General features: G+C 39.8%; 17 protein-coding genes and 2 pseudogenes. 17 read left to right on the top strand and 2 right to left on the bottom strand.

The features are described 5' to 3' along the window. The first annotated feature begins 389 nt into the window (after positions 1-389). The 5 genes from HW098_RS08745 to HW098_RS08725 all read left to right on the top strand — a co-directional run bounded on the left by HW098_RS08745 (position 390) and on the right by HW098_RS08725 (position 6880). Entirely contained in the window at positions 390-2378 is a 1989-nt protein-coding gene (locus HW098_RS08745; RefSeq protein ID WP_173282417.1) for a peptide ABC transporter substrate-binding protein, read from the top strand. Between the two features lie 66 nt (positions 2379-2444). Next, positions 2445-3941, top strand: coding sequence for an ABC transporter permease (locus tag HW098_RS08740; RefSeq protein ID WP_000759899.1), 1497 nt, complete (start codon positions 2445-2447; stop codon positions 3939-3941). Then, a complete protein-coding gene (gene oppC, locus HW098_RS08735) occupies positions 3941-4867 on the top strand; it encodes an oligopeptide ABC transporter permease OppC (RefSeq protein ID WP_000103703.1) in 927 nt (308 codons plus the stop codon). The genes HW098_RS08740 and oppC overlap by 1 nt, the downstream gene beginning before the upstream one ends. A gap of 8 nt (positions 4868-4875) precedes the next feature. Further along, a complete protein-coding gene (locus HW098_RS08730; protein WP_000159549.1) occupies positions 4876-5943 on the top strand; it encodes an ABC transporter ATP-binding protein in 1068 nt (355 codons plus the stop codon). Positions 5944-5953: 10 nt separating this feature from the next. Next, positions 5954-6880, top strand: a complete 927-nt coding sequence (locus HW098_RS08725) for an ATP-binding cassette domain-containing protein (RefSeq protein WP_112443791.1) — start codon at positions 5954-5956, stop codon at positions 6878-6880. A 414-nt stretch (positions 6881-7294) separates the two neighbouring features. Here HW098_RS08725 and HW098_RS08720 read toward each other — a convergent pair. Both HW098_RS08720 and HW098_RS08715 read right to left on the bottom strand, forming a co-directional pair. Continuing rightward, positions 7295-8173: pseudogene (locus HW098_RS08720) on the bottom strand (LysR family transcriptional regulator). 127 nt (positions 8174-8300) lie between these two features. Further along, on the bottom strand, positions 8301-8651 hold the full coding sequence (locus HW098_RS08715) for a helix-turn-helix transcriptional regulator (RefSeq protein ID WP_000208712.1): 351 nt from the start codon (positions 8649-8651) through the stop codon (positions 8301-8303). A gap of 357 nt (positions 8652-9008) precedes the next feature. Between HW098_RS08715 and HW098_RS08710 the strand changes: the two genes are divergently transcribed. The 12 genes and pseudogenes from HW098_RS08710 to HW098_RS08655 all read left to right on the top strand — a co-directional run bounded on the left by HW098_RS08710 (position 9009) and on the right by HW098_RS08655 (position 18872). After that, complete coding sequence (locus tag HW098_RS08710; protein WP_176139860.1) at positions 9009-10634, top strand: malolactic enzyme; 1626 nt, start codon at positions 9009-9011, stop codon at positions 10632-10634. Between the two features lie 202 nt (positions 10635-10836). Beyond that, a pseudogene (locus HW098_RS08705) lies at positions 10837-10947 on the top strand (IS630 family transposase); the annotation flags it as partial. A gap of 391 nt (positions 10948-11338) precedes the next feature. After that, the gene (locus tag HW098_RS08700) at positions 11339-12316 is read left to right on the top strand and encodes an ABC transporter substrate-binding protein (RefSeq protein ID WP_176139859.1); all 978 of its coding nucleotides are present in this window, start codon (positions 11339-11341) and stop codon (positions 12314-12316) included. Between the two features lie 11 nt (positions 12317-12327). Beyond that, entirely contained in the window at positions 12328-13221 is an 894-nt protein-coding gene (locus HW098_RS08695; RefSeq protein ID WP_176139858.1) for an ABC transporter permease, read from the top strand. A 12-nt stretch (positions 13222-13233) separates the two neighbouring features. Beyond that, positions 13234-14037 carry an ATP-binding cassette domain-containing protein gene (locus HW098_RS08690; RefSeq protein WP_000157661.1) on the top strand — a complete coding sequence of 268 codons (804 nt, stop codon included), beginning with the start codon at positions 13234-13236 and terminating at the stop codon, positions 14035-14037. Between the two features lie 206 nt (positions 14038-14243). Further along, the gene (locus HW098_RS08685; protein WP_000364990.1) at positions 14244-14492 is read left to right on the top strand and encodes a YneF family protein; all 249 of its coding nucleotides are present in this window, start codon (positions 14244-14246) and stop codon (positions 14490-14492) included. 203 nt (positions 14493-14695) lie between these two features. Next, on the top strand, positions 14696-15490 hold the full coding sequence (gene racE / locus HW098_RS08680) for a glutamate racemase (RefSeq protein ID WP_000370377.1): 795 nt from the start codon (positions 14696-14698) through the stop codon (positions 15488-15490). Next, positions 15487-16458 (top strand): nucleoside-triphosphate diphosphatase, encoded by a 972-nt coding sequence (locus HW098_RS08675; protein ID WP_176139857.1) that lies wholly within the window; start codon positions 15487-15489, stop codon positions 16456-16458. Before racE ends, HW098_RS08675 begins: the two co-directional genes overlap by 4 nt. After that, on the top strand, positions 16434-16955 hold the full coding sequence (locus HW098_RS08670; protein ID WP_023947098.1) for a metallophosphoesterase: 522 nt from the start codon (positions 16434-16436) through the stop codon (positions 16953-16955). The genes HW098_RS08675 and HW098_RS08670 overlap by 25 nt, the downstream gene beginning before the upstream one ends. After that, positions 16952-17413: a cyclic-di-AMP-binding protein CbpB gene (gene cbpB, locus HW098_RS08665; protein WP_084864509.1), complete on the top strand. Its 462-nt coding sequence runs from the start codon at positions 16952-16954 to the stop codon at positions 17411-17413. The genes HW098_RS08670 and cbpB overlap by 4 nt, the downstream gene beginning before the upstream one ends. After that, positions 17410-18144 (top strand): site-specific tyrosine recombinase XerD, encoded by a 735-nt coding sequence (gene xerD / locus HW098_RS08660; protein ID WP_345789779.1) that lies wholly within the window; start codon positions 17410-17412, stop codon positions 18142-18144. Before cbpB ends, xerD begins: the two co-directional genes overlap by 4 nt. After that, positions 18144-18872, top strand: coding sequence for a segregation/condensation protein A (locus tag HW098_RS08655; RefSeq protein WP_176139855.1), 729 nt, complete (start codon positions 18144-18146; stop codon positions 18870-18872). Before xerD ends, HW098_RS08655 begins: the two co-directional genes overlap by 1 nt. The last annotated feature ends 6 nt before the right edge of the window (positions 18873-18878 follow it).

The raw sequence follows: 18878 nt of genomic DNA, 5'->3' as shown, positions 1-18878 counted from the left end.
AGTCTTAATCTATATGTGTAAATCACGAAAGTAATTGAATTCGGAATAAGGTTGGTGTGAAAAAGATATAGTAAACTGAATCTTGAATACTAGAATGATACTTCTACAATATTGTTATAATTTAGTTTGAATTCCAAAATCACATTGTTCAGTCTGTATTTCGCTTTACTATAGGGCTTCCTAAGCTCCAAAGTTTCTGCATCAAATTTCCTATTTTCGCTGTAGCCTTTGATACTTCGAACGATAATTTGAATCATATATTCAGAAAAAATGAAAAATTTGTGTTAATAAGCCTAAATATTCTGAAAATTCGTTTATTTTTCTTGAAACATCTTAAAATCTATGGTATAATCGATAATAACCTATACTTTATTACGAGGAGTGAAGAAATGAAAAAAAGTCAAGTGCTTGCTGTAGCAGGAGCTACCTTATTAGCGTCAGGAGTTCTAGCTGCGTGTTCAAACACTAGTTCAAATAATGCGAAACTAGCAAAAGATTACCAATATGTTTATCAAACAGATCCAGAAACCTTGGATTATATCGTCAGCAATATCGATTCAACATCATTCATCACAACAAATGCTGTAGATGGTTTGTTGGCTAACGATAAATATGGTAATCTGGTTCCTTCTATTGCTGAATCATGGACAGTTTCAAAAGATGGTTTGACGTATACCTATAAAATCCGTAAGGATGCTAAATGGGTGACAGCAGAGGGAGAAGAGTACGCTCCTGTCACTGCTAAAGACTTCGTTACTGGTTTGAAACATGCGGTAGATGGAAAATCAAAAGGACTTTCAATCGTTAGCTCTTCTATTAAGGGATTAGAAGCATATATTAAGGGTGAAACAAGCGATTTTTCAACCGTCGGAGTAAAAGCACTCGATGATCAAACACTAGAATATACTTTGAACCAGCCAGAAACTTTCTGGAATGACAAGACTACTAGTGGTGTTTTGATGCCAGTTAATGAAGAATTCTTAGCTTCAAAAGGGGAAGGTTTTGGTTCTCCAACAGATGCTAACTCTATTCTTTATAACGGTCCATTTGTCTTGAAGGCTGTAACTCCTAAATCATCTATCGAGATGGCTAAAAATGACGCTTACTGGGACAAAGAAAATGTAAAAATTGAGAACGTTAAGTTCACTTTCTGGGACGGTAAGGATCAAGATGTAATTGCCAAAGGTTTTTCTGATGGTCAATATAGCAAAGCTCGTATCTTCCCTACAAGTTCTACATATGAAAAATATGCAGCTGACTTCAAAGATAACATTTACTTTAACGAACCAGGTGCTGGTGTTGCAACTGTCAGCTTGAACTATGGCCGTACAACTTATAACCACACTGCTAAGACAAGTGATGCCCAAAAGACATCTACTCAAAAAGCTTTGCTAAATAAGGAGTTTCGTCAAGCCTTGAACTTTGCGGTCGATCGCAATTCTTATTCAGCTCAAACAAATGGTACCGATGGAGCTGCAGTAGCCATCCGTAATACGTTTGCACCTTATAATCTTCAAGTTGGTAAGAAAACATTTGGTGAATTGGTACAAGATAGCTTGGCTAAGACAAATTCTTCTACTTGGTCAAACGTATCTCTAGCAGATTCTCAAAATGGACTTTACAATGAAGAAAAAGCTAAAGAAGTCTTTGCTAAAGCTAAATCAAGCCTACAAGCTGAAGGTGTTGAATTCCCAATCCACTTGGATGCCTTGGTTATCCAAGAATCAACAGCGGTTGTAAACCGTGTTCAATCATTGAAACAATCAATTGAAAAAGTATTGGGTTCAGATAATGTTGTTGTAGACTTGCAACAAATGACTCAAGCAGAAGCTTTACCAATTTCATTTAGTGCTCCAACAGCTAAAGAGCAAGATTGGGATATCCACACCTTGCTAGGATGGAACCCTGACTATCAAGATCCTTCTACTTTCTTGGATCAGTTTGTCATCAAGGGAGGAAACACTCGCCTTTACCTTGGTATTGACCAAAACACTGATGCATCAGTAGTAAGCAAACTTGCTTTAGCTGACTATGGAAAATTACTTGATGATGCAAACAGCGAAAACCAAGATGTTCAAAAACGTTATGAAAAATACGCGGTAGCACAAGCTTGGTTGACTGACAATGCTTTGACAATTCCAGTAATGGCTTCTCCTAAAGAAACAGCCGTTTCATATGTTTCAAAAGTTCTACCATTTAGCTCATCATATTCTGTAGCCGGCCTTAAAGGTGAAAATTCAGGATACTTGAAGTACACTGAAGTTGGTGAAAAAGCAATCACCAAAGAAGAGTATGAAAAAGCTCGTGAAAAATGGTTGAAAGAAAAAGCTGAATCAAATGAGAAAGCTCAAAAAGAATTGGCAAGTCATGTGAAGTAAATAATTTCTAATAGAACTTTCTCTCCATGAGGAGAAGGTTCTTTTGGGATTTTTAAAGGAAATAATATGAAAAAATATATTTTTATGCGTGTTTTGCGGTCATTGGTTTCGATTTTCTTAGTAACGACTTTGACCTACACGATTATCTATACCTTGGTTCCTCGAAAATTGATTTTCAAGCAGGATCCTAACTATAATAAAATTGCAACAACGGCTGATAAACGTGATAACTATGAAAATACTGTGTTTGAGCGTATGGGCTACATTGAGTATTATGATACTAAGGAGTTGCAAGAAAAGGCAAGTAGCATGGATTCTTCTGTAACAGTAGAGGCAAATGCGACCAATAAAGCTATTTATGAAAAGTACATCAATCAATTAGGTCATGGTTGGACTTTGGGAGAATTTACTGAAAGTGGTCAATTCTATGCTACTCGTGAAATTCCAATTTTTGAACGTGTTTTTCACTTCTATGCTAACTTGATTGATATTGATCATACAAATAAAATTCAAGACCCTGAAAATCCAGACTTGAAACGCTACCTTCGTTTCGAAAATGATCCAGCTATCGGATGGTCATTGGTCGGTTCAGGTACTAAACATAAATATCTCTTATACTTCAACAGTCAGTTCCCATTTGTGCATCAAAATTTTGTGAATATCAATTTAGGTGACTCTTATCCAACCTATGCTAATACACCAGTTCTTCAGGTTATTACTCAAGGTCAAGGACAGACCAAAACTGCCCAAGTTCAGTTCCCAACAGGTAAGAAAACGTCTTCTGTAAATATTTACTCAAGAACCTACAAGTCACCTAGTCAGGCTGACTCTCGTGAAGTAGCTAGCTATGGGAAAGATGATCCTTATACAGCGACTGAAAGTAATTACCAATATCCATCTATGATTGTCAGCTCTGCTATTGCTGGTTTGATTGGTTTGGTGATTTCTTATGCGATTGCCGTGCCACTTGGTTCAGCCATGGCTCGTTTCAAGAACACTTGGATCGATAGCTTCTCAACAGGGGCTTTGACCTTCTTGATGGCTCTTCCAACAATCGCCCTTGTTTATATTGTTCGATTGATTGGTTCTTCAATTGGCTTGCCAGATTCATTCCCTATCTTAGGTGCTGGAGATTGGCGTTCATATGTTTTACCAGCAGTTATTCTTGGTTTGTTGGGTGCTCCTGGTACAGCCATTTGGATTCGTCGTTACATGATTGACTTGCAATCACAAGACTTTGTTCGTTTTGCTCGTGCAAAAGGTTTGTCTGAAAAAGAAATTTCAAACAAACACATCTTTAAAAATGCCATGGTTCCGCTAGTTTCAGGAATTCCTGGTGCCGTTATTGGGGTTATCGGTGGTGCAACCCTTACTGAAACAGTCTTCGCCTTCCCAGGTATGGGTAAAATGTTGATTGACTCTGTAAAAGCATCTAATAACTCTATGGTCGTTGGTCTTGTCTTCATCTTTACATGTATTTCTATCTTCTCACTTCTTTTGGGAGATATTTGGATGACGATTATTGACCCACGTATTAAATTGACTGAGAAAGGAGGCAAATAATGTCTACAATCGATAAAGAAAAATTTCAGTTTGTAAAACGTGACGATTTTGCCTCTGAAACTATTGATGCGCCAGCATATTCTTACTGGAAGTCAGTGTTTAGACAATTTATGAAGAAAAAATCAACTGTAGTCATGTTGGGAATCTTGGTAGCTATCATTTTGATGAGTTTCATCTACCCAATGTTTTCTAAGTTTGATTTCAATGATGTCAGCAAGGTAAACGACTTTAGTGCTCGTTATATCAAGCCGAATGCTGAGCATTGGTTCGGTACAGACAGTAACGGTAAATCACTCTTTGACGGTGTCTGGTTCGGAGCTCGTAACTCCATCCTCATTTCTGTGATTGCGACAGTGATTAACTTGGTTATCGGTGTTTTTGTCGGTGGTATTTGGGGAATTTCAAAATCAGTAGACCGTGTGATGATGGAAGTTTATAATGTCATCTCAAACATCCCCTCTCTTTTGATTGTCATTGTCTTGACTTACTCAATCGGAGCTGGATTCTGGAATCTGATTTTTGCCATGAGTGTAACAACATGGATTGGGATTGCCTTCATGATCCGTGTGCAAATCTTGCGCTATCGTGACTTGGAATACAACTTGGCGTCACGTACTTTGGGAACACCAACCTTGAAGATTGTTGCCAAAAACATTATGCCACAATTGGTATCTGTTATTGTGACAACCATGACTCAAATGCTTCCAAGTTTTATCTCATACGAAGCCTTCTTGTCTTTCTTCGGTCTTGGATTACCAATTACAGTGCCAAGTTTGGGTCGTTTGATTTCGGATTATTCACAAAACGTAACAACTAATGCCTACTTGTTCTGGATTCCATTGACAACTCTTGTCTTGGTATCCTTGTCCCTTTTCGTAGTTGGTCAAAACTTAGCGGATGCTAGTGATCCACGTACACATAGATAGGAGTAGAAATGACAAAAGAAAAAAATGTAATTTTGACTGCTCGCGATATTGTCGTGGAATTTGACGTTCGTGACAAAGTATTGACAGCCATTCGCGGCGTTTCCCTTGAACTAGTTGAAGGAGAAGTATTAGCCTTGGTAGGTGAGTCAGGATCAGGGAAATCTGTTTTGACAAAGACCTTCACAGGTATGCTCGAAGAAAATGGTCGCATTGCCCAAGGAAGTATTGACTACCGTGGTCAAGATTTGACAGCCTTGTCTTCTCACAAAGATTGGGAACAAATTCGTGGCGCTAAGATTGCAACTATCTTCCAAGATCCAATGACTAGTTTGGACCCAATTAAAACAATTGGTAGTCAGATTACAGAAGTTATTGTAAAACACCAAGGAAAAACAGCTAAGGAAGCAAAAGAATTGGCCATTGACTATATGAATAAGGTTGGGATTCCAGACGCAGATAGACGTTTTGATGAATACCCATTCCAATATTCTGGAGGAATGCGTCAACGTATCGTTATTGCCATTGCCCTTGCTTGCCGACCTGATGTCTTGATCTGTGATGAGCCAACGACTGCCTTGGATGTGACCATCCAAGCTCAGATTATTGATTTGCTCAAATCTTTACAAAATGAGTACCATTTCACAACCATCTTTATCACTCACGACCTTGGTGTGGTAGCAAGTATTGCGGATAAGGTAGCGGTTATGTATGCAGGAGAAATTGTTGAGTATGGAACTGTTGAGGAAGTCTTCTATGACCCTCGCCATCCATATACATGGAGTCTCTTGTCTAGCTTGCCTCAGCTTGCTGATGATAAAGGGGATCTTTACTCAATCCCAGGAACACCTCCGTCACTTTATACTGACCTGAAGGGGGATGCTTTTGCCTTGCGTTCTGATTATGCAATGCAGATTGACTTCGAACAAAAAGCTCCTCAATTCTCAGTATCAGAGACGCATTGGGCTAAAACTTGGCTTCTTCATGAGGATGCTCCAAAAGTAGAAAAACCAGCTGTGATTGCAAATCTCCACGATAAGATTCGTGATAAAATGGGATTTGCCCATCTGGCAGACTAGGAGGAAGGAAATGTCTGAAAAATTAGTAGAAATCAAAGATTTAGAAATTTCCTTCGGTGAAGGAAGTAAGAAGTTTGTCGCGGTTAAAAATGCCAACTTCTTTATCAACAAGGGAGAAACGTTCTCGCTTGTTGGTGAGTCAGGTAGTGGGAAAACAACTATTGGTCGTGCCATCATTGGTCTAAATGATACAAGTAATGGTGATATCATTTTTGATGGTCAAAAGATTAATGGTAAGAAATCGCGTGAACAAGCTGCGGAATTGATTCGTCGTATCCAGATGATTTTCCAAGACCCTGCAGCAAGTTTGAATGAACGTGCCACTGTTGATTATATTATTTCTGAAGGTCTTTACAATCATCATCTGTTCAAAGATGAGGAAGAACGTAAAGAGAAGGTTAAAAGTATTATCCGTGAAGTGGGGCTTCTTGCTGAGCACTTGACTCGTTACCCTCATGAATTCTCAGGTGGTCAACGTCAACGTATCGGTATTGCCCGTGCCTTGGTCATGCAACCAGACTTTGTTATTGCGGATGAGCCCATTTCAGCTTTGGACGTTTCTGTACGTGCCCAAGTCTTGAACTTGCTTAAAAAATTCCAAAAAGAACTTGGCTTGACCTATCTCTTTATCGCCCATGACTTGTCGGTTGTTCGTTTTATTTCAGATCGTATCGCAGTTATTTACAAGGGTGTTATTGTAGAGGTTGCAGAAACAGAAGAATTGTTTAACAATCCAATTCACCCATATACTCAAGCCTTACTTTCAGCGGTACCAATCCCAGATCCAATCTTGGAACGTAAGAAGGTCTTGAAGGTTTACGATCCAAGTCAGCACGACTATGAGACTGATAAGCCATCTATGGTAGAAATCCGTCCAGGTCACTATGTTTGGGCTAACCAAGCCGAATTGGCGCGTTACCAACAAGGGTTAAACTAATAATGGTTTTATAATTTCCATGTCAATTTTTATGGAAATTATAAACCTTTTTTTGTTGGACTGATTTGAAAAACTTTGAAAGCTCCTTGAAAGAATTTTCGAAAGAAATAGAATTCTTAGAAAATCATTGAATTATAGTGAGATGAAATAAAATCTGAACAACTTTATTAGGAAAGTCAAATCAATTTCTAGAAAAGGTTTAGAAGTCGCGGCGTATTACTCTAGCTTCAATCTACTATAGTCTAATACTCTTCGAAAATCTATTTAAACCACGTCAGCTCGATATGCCATCTCAAAACAGTGTTTTGAGCAGCCTGCGGCTAGATTCCTAGTTTGCTTTTTGATTTTCATTGAGTCTAATATCTACAATGTAAAAAACTCTAGCTATCAGTTCATTGATAGTTAGAGTTTTTTCTATTCATATAATTTAAGGAGATTAAATAAGGCTTCTACTTCTGATGACGGTGTAGCTGATTTAAGGTAAGCGTAATAAACTGTAAAAGTTATCTTATCCTTCGGTATAAGAGGAATTTTTATTAAATCATCATCTTCATCAGAAAGTGCGATATCAGCCAGTAAACTAAGGCCAATTCCTTTCTTTAAAAGTTCTTTAATGATGGCAATGTCATCAGTCTTAAAGAATATTTCTGCCTTGTTTTGATGCTTCTGATTAAGCGTTTCAAAAGCTTTCAGGTGAACAAAGTGTTCGTCTAAGAGTATAAAGGATTGATCTACTAATTCTTCAAAAGCGAGGGAAGGAACAGTGGCAAAAGGATGGTTCTTAGATAAAACGACATACAGTTCTTTATGAAATAGCTCGTGTGTCTCTATTGAAGGATAATTGAGAGGTTCAATTAAACCGAGTAGGCTTGCATTAAGGTCTCCCTTAAGGAGAAGGTTTAATAACTCTACGGAGCCACCGCGGATAGGGCGTATCTTTTTTTAAAAATCGAATTTATCTTTTTCGTTTAAGGCAGCAAAGAGATACTGAATGATAATAGGAGGAAATCCTACAGTAGAGTATTGAGCCAAGGAGCGATTAATTTCTTTGCGAGTAGAAATGACCTCAGGTAAAATCAGTTCTGTATGCTTTAGAAGGATTTGTCCTTGAGGAGTTAGCTTGAAGGAACGATGCGAGGGGTCATGGTGAATCAATTTGCAGTTAAAGGATTCTTCTAAGCGCTTGATAGCATAAGAAATAGATGGTTGGCTGACTTTATGTTGTTTTGCTACTTCCGTATAGGATTGAAGCTGGCAGAGGTCATAAAAATATTGTAGATCTTTTAAATTCATATGGGTTCACTTTCATTAGTTGGAGAAGGAAAATAAGTGGAAAACAGCAGATAAATAATTTTTATCCGTATCCTACAATTTGACTATACGAGTATTCACCAGTTAAAATGTAAGTGAGTCAGGGATCTCAAAGATTATCTAAGATACTCTCAAAAATGACCAACATCTTTTCTCGTTTATCAATAGGGAGCTGTTTAATCTTCATGTTGATTCTTTTGAGTGAAAGATTGTCACTCTTATCAGAGGTTGATTCAAGGCTATCAAAATTGAAAAATTCCTCTGGGGTCATTTCTAGTGCGTCAATCACTTTTTCAAGACTGTGAATGGTCAGATTCACATTTTGGTTTTCAAGTTGATTGATATACTTAAGCCCGAGTCCTGCTTGTTCCGAAAGTTCTTCCTGACTCATTTTATTCTGTGTTCGAAAATATTTCACTTTTTGGGAAATATATTGTTGTAAATAGTTTTTAGTTGTCATATAAATAGAATACAAGTTTTATATGACAAAAAACACCTTAAAAAATACAAAGTACTACATAGCAAACTTATATGATATTTATTTTAATTAGGATTGTCAATTTGTATGATTGGTTTCTTTTACTCGAAACTTTTAGAAAAGAGTGATCATCGAGAGTTTGATGAGTTCAGAAATTTATAAAACATAACAACTTAAAGTATTATCAATAATAGTGTTTTGAGTATAAAAGATCCTATTAGAAATTGTTCTCGTAGACTCATTATAACATATGCGTATACAATTGTATTATTTAAACAACAACGTTTTACGAACAATTCTTTTCATATGGTATAATATAAACAAAAAGGAGGTTGCACTATGACTGCACATGATATTTTAAACAATCCTTTCCTCAATAAAGGTACTGCCTTTACCTTAGAGGAGCGAAAGGAACTAGGCCTTATTGGTTTACTGCCACCGTATGTTCAAACGATTGAAGAACAAGCGGCGCAAACTTATGCACAAATGCAAACAAAAGCCAATGATTTGGAAAAACGTCTTTTCCTAATGGAAATTTTTAATACCAACAGGACTCTTTTCTATTACCTCTTTTCTCAACATTTGGAGGAATTCAATCCAATTGTATACGATCCAACCATTGCAGATACCATTGAAGGCTATAGTGACCTCTTTGTAGATCCCCAATATGCAGGATATCTTGATATCAATCATCCTGAAAATATTGAAGCCACTTTGAAAAATGCTGCTGGAGATCGCGAGATTCGTCTCATTGTTGTAACAGATGCAGAAGGAATCCTTGGAATCGGTGACTGGGGAACAAATGGTGTCGATATTTCTGTTGGGAAATTGATGGTCTATACGGGTGCTGCTGGAATCGATCCTTCTATGGTCCTTCCTTTAGTCATTGATGCAGGGACTAACCGTGAAGAACTTCGTAACAATCCTAATTACTTAGGAAATCGTCACGAACGGGTTCGCGGAGATCGTTACTACGACTTCATTGACCAATTTGTTCAAACAGCAGAACGTCTCTTTCCTAAACTCTACCTTCACTGGGAAGACTTCGGTCGCTTGAATGCTGCCAATATTCTTGAAAAATACCGGAAACAAATTCCGACCTTTAATGATGATATTCAAGGTACAGGCATCGTTACCTTGGGTGGTATCTTTGGTTCGCTGGATATTAGTGGTGAAAAATTAACAGATCAAGTTTATCTCTGCTATGGTGGTGGTACTGCGGGTGCAGGAATTGCCTCTCGTGTTCTTCGTGAAATGGTAAGTGAAGGTCTTTCTGAAGAAGAAGCCTATAAACGTTTCTTTATGGTTGATAAACAAGGTCTTCTCTTTGATGACATGGATGACTTGACACCAGAGCAAAAACCATTTGCTAAGAAACGTGCTGACTTTAGTAACGTAGATAAGTTGACTGATCTGCTTGAAGTAGTGAAGACTGTGAAGCCAACCATTCTTGTAGGAACTTCAACTCAGCCTAATACCTTCACTAAAGAAATAGTAGAAGCTATGTGTGAAAACACAGAACGTCCAATGATCTTCCCTTTGTCAAACCCAACTAAATTGGCAGAAGCTAGTGCCAAAGATTTGATTGAATGGTCAGATGGCAAAGCTTTTGTCGCAACAGGAATTCCTGCTGATACGGTTTCTTATAAAGGTGTAGACTATGTGATTGGTCAAGCAAATAATGCCCTGATTTACCCAGGTCTTGGTCTAGGTATGCTGGCTTCTGAAGCAAGTCTTTTGACTGATGAAATGATTGGAGCAGCGGCGCATTCATTGAGTGGTATTGTCAATCCAGGCCAACCAGGAGCTCCTGTCTTGCCACCATTCAAGTATGTAGCAGATGTTTCTATTAAAGTAGCAGAAGCAGTCGCTAAAAAAGCACAAGAGCAAGGTCTTGCACGCGCTAAGGAAACAGATATGGCCAAAGCAGTTCGTGATTTGAAGTGGTATCCAGAGTATAAATAATTCATTTCTGTTGCCTATCCTCGGGATACTTGGCTTATTTTGGATATGTTAGCAATCTACAGAGTTGATAACCGAAAAGTAAAGAGATTGTCGTATTGACTATTGGTTTTAAACAATATAAAATAATTGTCGATTTTTTGTCCGACTGCCAAGAGTCAGTTTAATACTATACTAAAATCAAAACGCATTATATAATAGTGATATGAAATCAACCAAAGAAGAAATACAAGCCATCAAAACACTTTTAAAAGACTCTAGTACAACTAAATACCATAAAAGTCTTCAAATCGTTCTATTTTGTCTAATGGGCAAATTTTTGAAATTATCCTAAAAGAATTATGAAAGAATTTTCGAAAAATTTTAAAAAATTCTGAAATATTCTTGACAGGTGATGAAAAAGGTGGTAAGATAGGAAACATCAAAAAAGAAAGCAGAAAAAGAAATGAATAAGAAACAAGCTGTAACGATGAATCAAAACTTTTACTTTAGCTACTTTAGATAGTGTTTGTAGACATGTCACCATGGATGCAAACAGTTCAAGCAATTTGTTTGTATCTATGTGGCTAAGATTTTTGATTGTTGTCCATATAGATGAATATCTAAATGGACTAGCTAAGTTGTAACTTGTTAGATTATTTCAAGCATCCGTTTAGATAGTATCTAGGCGGTTTTTTGTTTTATCTTTTCTGAGAAGGAGTTTCATTATGAAAGTTGTTCGAAAATTACTAGCACCCCTCTTGGTAGTGGGGATCCTCTTGACCTCTCTGATCAGTTTGCATCAGTTGAAGGCAGATAAGAAAAAAGATGTATTTCGTATCGGTATTTCGCAATTTATTACTCATCAATCTTTGGATGCTACTAGAGAAGGTTTTGTGGATGAGTTGGCTAAGCAAGGCTATGTTGAGGGGGAAAATATTGAGATTGATTTGCAAAATGCACAGGGAGAACAACGAAATCTAAAAACGATTTCCCAGCAACTAGCAGAATCTAGTGATGTCGTTCTAGCCATCGCAACGCCTTCTGCTCAGAGTTTGGCCAATACAACACAAACGACACCGGTTATCTTTTCAGCGGTAACAGATCCTGTCAGCGCCAAGTTGGTTGAGTCAAGAGAGCATCCTGGGGGCAATGTAACTGGGACAAGTGACCAGTCATCAGATGCCATTTCAACCCAAATCAATTTGATAAAGAAAGTTCTACCAAAGGCTAAAACGATTGGAATCCTCTATACTCAGAGCGAGCCAAACTCAGTTGTCCAAAAGGATGAAGCTAAGCGCCTTCTGGAAGAAAAAGGCTTTACCGTTGTTGAAAAAACAATCTTGGACAGTAACAACGTCAAGGCGGCAGCAGAAAGCTTGATGGCAGAGGTAGATATGGTTTTTGTACCAACAGATAATATCATTTCATCAACCATGGAAACAGTCAAGCAGGTTTCTATTAAACACAAGGTTCCAGTATTCGGTGGTTCAACAGAAATGATTGCTGTGGGTGGCTTGTATAACTACGGAACTAATTATGAAGAATTGGGAAGACAGACAGCTCGCATGCTGGTTCGTGTTTTAAAAGGTGAGAATCCAGAAAATATAGCAGTTGAGTTGCCTGAAAAACTGGAATTGCATACCAATCAAGAAATGGCAGATGCATTGGGAATTGATATCAGTAAGTTAGAAGGCAAGGAATAAGGAGGTTTAAGATGAATTTTGTATTATCTAGTTTATCAGAAGGTTTATTGTGGTCGATTATGGCGATTGGGGTCTACTTGACTTTCCGTATTTTGGATATTGCGGATATGACTGCTGAAGGAGCCTTTCCACTGGGGGCTGCTGTCGTCGTATCTCAGATACAGGCAGGGACAAATCCTTGGATTGCGACTTTACTTGCTTTGCTGGCAGGTATGGTAGCAGGTCTAGTATCAGGAATGCTCCACACCAAGATGAAAATCCCAGCTCTCTTGACAGGGATTGTGACCTTGACAGGGCTTTATTCAATCAATATTAAAATCATGGGAAGTGTGCCCAATCTTTCCTTGGGAGATTCTTCAACTGTCTTTAAACAGTTGGCTAGCTTGGGACTGACAACTGAAGAAGCTGTTTTCTCATTCAGTTTGTCCTGTCTCTTACTTGTTTGTTTGGTCTTGACTCTTTTGATGAAAACAGAGATTGGCTTGGTTTTGCGTTCGACTGGTGACAATATTCCGATGAGTGAGGCCAATGGGGTTAATGTAGACACCATGAAGATTGTTGGTTACATGATTTCAAACGGTTTGATTGCCTTGTGTGGTTCCTTGTTCGCCCAAAATGATGGATTTTCAGATGTGACTTCTGGGACAGGAACTATCGTTGTTGGTTTGAGTGCAGTCATTATTGCGGAAGTCTTGATCCACGACTTGACCATTGGAGGTCGCTTGTTATCTATCGGAATCGGTGCTATTGTTTACCGTTTGATTATTTTAAATATCTATGAAATTCCAAATCTAGATCAAAACCTGGTACGTCTCTTTAATGCAATCTTGCTAGCCTTAGTGTTATTTGCACCAGAACTGCAAAAGAGATTAAAGATTCGTGGTTTGAAACTGAGAAATGAATAGGAGGAGAAAGTTATGGCAAGTTTGTTAACACTTGAAAATATTCACAAAACATTTGAAGCAGGGACGGTCAATGAGAACCATGTCCTCAAAGGATTAGATTTAGAAGTTGAAGAGGGAGATTTTATCTCTGTAATCGGTGGAAATGGAGCAGGGAAATCCACTTTGATGAATATCTTGGCTGGCAATCTATCGGTGGACGAAGGGGACCTTTTATTGGCAGGCAAATCCATTAAAAATCTGAGTGTCAGAAAGAGAGCCAAGGATATCGCCCGTGTTTTTCAAGACCCTAAGATGGGAACGGCTTCTCGTTTGACGATTGAGGAGAATATGGCTATTGCCTTGAGACGCGGGCAGAAGAGAGGGCTTGGTTGGGGCGTGAAGGAGAAGGATAGAATCCAGTTCCAAGAGGCCTTGAAGGAGTTGAATATTGGTCTTGAAAACCGCTTGAAAGTGGATACCCAATATCTCTCAGGAGGACAAAGACAGGCCTTGACCCTAGTCATGGCAGCTCTGGTGAAACCCAAACTTTTGCTTTTGGATGAACATACTGCGGCCCTTGACCCGAAAACTAGTCAAATGGTGATGGATTTGACGCAAAAGATTGTGGAACACCATCAGTTGACGACTTTGATGATTACCCACGATATGAACCATGCGATAGAGTACGGAAATCGTCTCATTATGCTCTATCAAGGTAAGATAGTGGTGGATGTCAAGGGAGAGGAGAAAAAGCATCTGACGGTTGAAGATCTCATGCATCTCTTCCAGAAAAATAGTGGCCAAAGTCTAGTCAGTGATGAATTGGTTTTGGGATAAAGAAAAAGGCTGAGATCCAGTGTCTCAGTCTTTTATTTCTTACACTGGCTATCTATGTAAATTAAACTTAGTAAGGAACCCTCTTTCTTAGAAAAGCAGGGTTCTTTTTGCTGTCTATTCCATCCCTGAAAGTGTAGAACAAACTGGTCAGGGTGGCTAGTTTATGGTATAATGAAAGGGACTCAAAAAGAAACAGGAGAAAAATGATGGATTTACTATTAGCAATTGTATTGATTGTGCTAGCTTTTCTAGGAGGAGCTCTAGGAGGAATGTACTTGGTTCGTAAGCAAATTGAAAAAGAATTCGCTGACAACCCACGTTTGAATGCTGAAGCGGTTCGTACTCTTTTGAGTGCAAATGGTCAAAAACCAAGCGAAGCTAAGGTGCAACAAGTTTACCACCAAATCATCCGCCAACAAAAGGCAGCCCTTGCTAACAATAAAAAGAAAAAATAAATAAGGAAAAGTCTGGGATGAAAGTTCCAGACTTCTCACTATGTTGGCTAAGGGTTTAGGGATGAGACTTTTTCCTTGCATTCTATTGATATTTGATTATGATTAAGAGAGATAGTTGTTGATTAGGCTGTCATTATTTAGTTCATAAGGATCAATAATCATAATGAACTATCAATCAGAAAAAAGACTAGAAAGAAGACTGTATGGATAATCGACCAATTGGTTTTTTGGATTCGGGTGTCGGGGGCTTGACCGTTGTGCGTGAGCTCATGCGCCAGCTTCCCCATGAAGAAATCGTCTATATTGGAGATTCGGCACGGGCGCCCTATGGTCCCCGTCCTGCTGAGCAAATTCGGGAATATACTTGGCAGTTGGTCAACTTTCTCTTGACCAAGGATGTCAAAATGATTGTCATTGCTTGTAATACTGCGACTGCGGTCGTCTGGGAAGAAATCAAGGCTCAACTAGATATACCAGTCCTGGGTGTGATTTTGCCAGGAGCTTCGGCAGCTATCAAGTCAAGTCAAGGTGGGAAAATCGGAGTGATTGGAACACCCATGACGGTACAATCAGATATCTATCGTCAGAAAATCCATGATTTGGATCCGGACTTACAGGTGGAGAGTTTGGCCTGTCCCAAGTTTGCCCCGTTGGTCGAGTCGGGTGCCCTGTCAACCAGTGTCACCAAGAAAGTAGTCTATGAAACCCTGCGTCCCTTGGTCGGCAAGGTGGATAGCCTGATTTTGGGTTGTACCCATTATCCGCTTCTCAGACCCATTATTCAAAATGTCATGGGACCCAAGGTTCAGCTCATCGATAGTGGGGCAGAGTGCGTACGGGACATCTCAGTCTTACTTAATTATTTTGAAATCAATCGTGGTCGCGATGCTGGACCACTCCATCACCGTTTTTACACAACAGCCAGCAGCCAAAGTTTTGCACAAATTGGTGAAGAATGGCTGGAAAAAGAGATTTATGTGGAGCATGTAGAATTATGACAAATAAAATTTATGAATATAAGGATGACCAGGACTGGTATGTCGGCTCATATAGTATTTTTGGTGGCGTCCGGACGTTGACGGATGATGACTTGGATTTTCCTCTATTTGAGTTTGCCCAAAGATTTCGAGATGAGGATCGAGGTTTTCCTGTTTCTGTTACTGTTTTACGCTATGGTTCTCTCTACCGTTTATTGTCTTTTGTGGTAGATATCCTCAACCAAGAAATGGGACGAAATGTGGAAGTCATCCAACGTCAGGGGGCTTTGCTCTTGGTTGAAAATGGGCAACTCCTGCATGTAGAATTGCCTAAAGAAGGGGTCAATGTTCATGATTTCTTTGAGACAAGCAAGGTCAGAGAAACCTTATTGATTGCGACTCGAAACGAAGGCAAGACCAAGGAATTCCGAGCTATCTTTGACAAGCTAGGCTACGATGTGGAAAATCTTAATGACTATCCTGACTTGCCTGAAGTAGCTGAAACAGGCATGACCTTTGAAGAAAATGCCCGTCTCAAGGCAGAAACTATTTCTCAATTAACGGGCAAGATGGTTTTGGCAGATGACTCTGGTCTCAAAGTCGATGTCCTTGGTGGCTTGCCAGGTGTCTGGTCAGCTCGTTTCGCAGGAGTGGGAGCTACTGACCGTGAAAACAATGCCAAACTCTTGCACGAATTGGCCATGGTCTTTGAACTCAAGGACCGCTCGGCTCAATTCCATACAACCCTAGTCGTGGCCAGTCCAAACAAGGAAAGCTTGGTTGTTGAAGCAGACTGGCCAGGCTACATTAACTTTGAACCCAAGGGTGAAAATGGCTTTGGCTATGACCCTCTCTTCCTTGTGGGAGAGACAGGCAAATCCTCAGCTGAATTAACCCTTGAAGAAAAAAATAGTCAATCTCACCGTGCCTTAGCCGTTAAGAAACTTTTGGAGGTATTTCCATCATGGCAAAGCAAACCATCATTGTAATGAGCGATTCTCATGGCGATAGCTTGATTGTGGAAGAAATCCGTGATCGCTATGTAGGCAAAGTTGATGCCGTTTTTCATAACGGCGATTCTGAACTGCGTCCTGATTCTCCCCTTTGGGAGGGCATCCGCGTTGTTAAAGGGAACATGGACTTTTACGCCGGCTACCCAGAACGTTTGGTGACTGAGCTTGGTTCGACCAAGATTATCCAAACCCATGGTCACTTGTTTGACATCAATTTCAACTTTCAAAAGTTGGACTACTGGGCTCAGGAAGAAAATGCTGATATCTGCCTTTATGGTCACTTGCATGTGCCAAGCGCTTGGATGGAAGGCAAGACCCTCTTTCTAAATCCAGGTTCCATCAGTCAACCACGTGGGACCATCAGAGAATGTCTCTATGCTCGTGTGGAGATTGATGACAGTTATTTCAAAGTGGACTTTTTGACACGAGACCACGAGGTGTATCCGGGCTTGTCCAAGGAGTTTAGCCGATGATTGCCAAGGAGTTTGAGACTTTCTTGTTGGGGCAGGAGGAAACTTTTTTGACCCCTGCTGAAAATCTAGCCGTGTTGATTGATACCCACAATGCGGATCATGCGACACTCTTGCTCAGTCAGATGACCTATACCCGTGTTCCTGTTGTAACAGATGAAAAACACTTTGTTGGAACTATTGGGCTCAGAGATATTATGGCTTATCAGATGGAGCATGATTTGAGTCAAGAAATCATGGCGGATACGGATATTGTTCATATGACCCAAACGGACGTAGCGGTTGTTTCGCCTGATTTTACCATTACGGAGGTCTTGCACAAGTTGGTAGATGAGTCCTTCTTGCCTGTTGTGGATGCGTCTGGTATTTTCCAAGGGATTATCACGCGTAAGTCTATCCTCAAGGCAGTCAATGCCCTCTTGCATGACTTTAGTAAGGAATATGAGATTCGATGCAAATGAGAGATAGGATTTCAGCCTTTTTAGAAGAAAAGCAGGGTCTGTCTGCAAATTCCAAGCAGTCCTATAAGTATGATTTGGAGCAATTTTTAGACATTGTGAGCGAGCGGATTTCTGATACTAGTCTCAAGATTTACCAAGCCCAGCTAGCTAATCTAAAAATCAGCGCCCAGAAGAGAAAGATTTCGACCTGTAACCAATTTCTCTACTTTCTCTATCAGACAGAAGGAGTGGATAACTTTTATCGTTTGGAATTAGTCAAACAAGCTGAAAAGAAGACCTCAAAACCAGAACTCTTAAACCTAGACTCTTTTTGGCAGGAAAGTAATTATCCAGAGGGGCGTTTACTGGCTCTTCTTATCTTAGAAATGGGGCTCTTGCCGAGTGAGATTTTAGCTCTCAAGGTTGAGGATATCAATCTGGATTTTCAAGTGTTGCGAATCAAGAAGGCTTCCCAACAGAGGATTGTCACCATTCCCACGACCTTACTTTCAGAATTGGAACCCTTGATGGGCCAGAACTATCTCTTTGAAAGGGCAGGGAAAGCCTATTCTCGTCAGTGGGCCTTTCGTCAGCTAGAGTCCTTTGTCAAGGAGAAAGGTTTTCCGGACTTATCAGCCCAAGCCTTGCGGGAACAGTTCATTCTAAGACAAATAGAAAACAAGGTCGATTTGTACGAAATTGCAAAAAAATTAGGATTAAAAACAGTCCTGACCTTAGAAAAATATAGATAATGGATATTAAGTTAAAAGATTTTGAAGGGCCTCTGGACTTGCTCTTGCACCTTGTTTCTAAGTACCAGATGGATATCTACGATGTGCCCATTACGGAAGTCATTGAACAGTACCTAGCCTATGTCTCAACCCTGCAGGCCATGCGTCTGGAAGTGACGGGCGAGTACATGGTCATGGCCAGTCAGCTCATGCTGATCAAGAGCCGCAAGCTTCTTCCAAAGGTAGCAGAAGTGACAGATTTGGAAGATGACCTGGAGCAGGACCTTCTCTCTCAAATCGAAGAATACCGCAAGTTCAAGCTCTTGGGTGAACACTTGGAAGCCAAGCACCAAGAACGGGCCCAGTATTATTCCAAAGCGCCGACAGAGTTGATTTACGAAGATGCGGAGCTTGTGCATGACAAGACAACCATTGATCTCTTTTTGGCTTTTTCCAATATCTTAGCCAAGAAAAAAGAGGAGTTTGCACAGAATCACACGACTATCTTGCGGGATGAGTATAAGATTGAGGACATGATGGTTATCGTGAAAGAGTCCTTGGCTGGACGAGACCAGTTGTGCTTGCAGGATTTGTTTAAGGAAGCCCAGAATGTCCAAGAGGTCATCACCCTCTTTTTGGCAACCCTAGAGTTAATCAAAACTCAGGAGCTGATCCTTGTGCAAGAGGAAAGTTTCGGAGATATTTATCTCATGGAAAAGAAGGAAGAAAGTCAAGTGGCCCAAAGCTAGACTTGA

The sequence above is a fragment of the Streptococcus sp. 1453 genome, assembly GCF_013276955.1.
Classification (GTDB): Bacteria; Bacillota; Bacilli; order Lactobacillales; family Streptococcaceae; genus Streptococcus.
Note: the sequence above shows the minus strand (reverse complement) of the source record. Positions and strands in the feature narration are given on the sequence as shown.

What these genes read in the sequence shown, in the direction of transcription:
- cbpB (WP_084864509.1), top strand. Translation starts at nt 16,952, where the DNA reads ATGATTGCCAAGGAGTTTGAGACTTTCTTGTTGGGGCAGGAGGAAACT.
- HW098_RS08690 (WP_000157661.1), top strand. Translation starts at nt 13,234, where the DNA reads ATGGCAAGTTTGTTAACACTTGAAAATATTCACAAAACATTTGAAGCA.
- HW098_RS08730 (WP_000159549.1), top strand. Translation starts at nt 4,876, where the DNA reads ATGACAAAAGAAAAAAATGTAATTTTGACTGCTCGCGATATTGTCGTG.
- racE (WP_000370377.1), top strand. Translation starts at nt 14,696, where the DNA reads ATGGATAATCGACCAATTGGTTTTTTGGATTCGGGTGTCGGGGGCTTG.
- HW098_RS08670 (WP_023947098.1), top strand. Translation starts at nt 16,434, where the DNA reads ATGGCAAAGCAAACCATCATTGTAATGAGCGATTCTCATGGCGATAGC.
- HW098_RS08685 (WP_000364990.1), top strand. Translation starts at nt 14,244, where the DNA reads ATGGATTTACTATTAGCAATTGTATTGATTGTGCTAGCTTTTCTAGGA.
- HW098_RS08725 (WP_112443791.1), top strand. Translation starts at nt 5,954, where the DNA reads ATGTCTGAAAAATTAGTAGAAATCAAAGATTTAGAAATTTCCTTCGGT.
- oppC (WP_000103703.1), top strand. Translation starts at nt 3,941, where the DNA reads ATGTCTACAATCGATAAAGAAAAATTTCAGTTTGTAAAACGTGACGAT.
- HW098_RS08740 (WP_000759899.1), top strand. Translation starts at nt 2,445, where the DNA reads ATGAAAAAATATATTTTTATGCGTGTTTTGCGGTCATTGGTTTCGATT.
- HW098_RS08715 (WP_000208712.1), bottom strand. Translation starts at nt 8,651, where the DNA reads ATGACAACTAAAAACTATTTACAACAATATATTTCCCAAAAAGTGAAA.
- HW098_RS08675 (WP_176139857.1), top strand. Translation starts at nt 15,487, where the DNA reads ATGACAAATAAAATTTATGAATATAAGGATGACCAGGACTGGTATGTC.
- HW098_RS08695 (WP_176139858.1), top strand. Translation starts at nt 12,328, where the DNA reads ATGAATTTTGTATTATCTAGTTTATCAGAAGGTTTATTGTGGTCGATT.
- xerD (WP_345789779.1), top strand. Translation starts at nt 17,410, where the DNA reads ATGAGAGATAGGATTTCAGCCTTTTTAGAAGAAAAGCAGGGTCTGTCT.
- HW098_RS08700 (WP_176139859.1), top strand. Translation starts at nt 11,339, where the DNA reads ATGAAAGTTGTTCGAAAATTACTAGCACCCCTCTTGGTAGTGGGGATC.
- HW098_RS08710 (WP_176139860.1), top strand. Translation starts at nt 9,009, where the DNA reads ATGACTGCACATGATATTTTAAACAATCCTTTCCTCAATAAAGGTACT.
- HW098_RS08745 (WP_173282417.1), top strand. Translation starts at nt 390, where the DNA reads ATGAAAAAAAGTCAAGTGCTTGCTGTAGCAGGAGCTACCTTATTAGCG.
- HW098_RS08655 (WP_176139855.1), top strand. Translation starts at nt 18,144, where the DNA reads ATGGATATTAAGTTAAAAGATTTTGAAGGGCCTCTGGACTTGCTCTTG.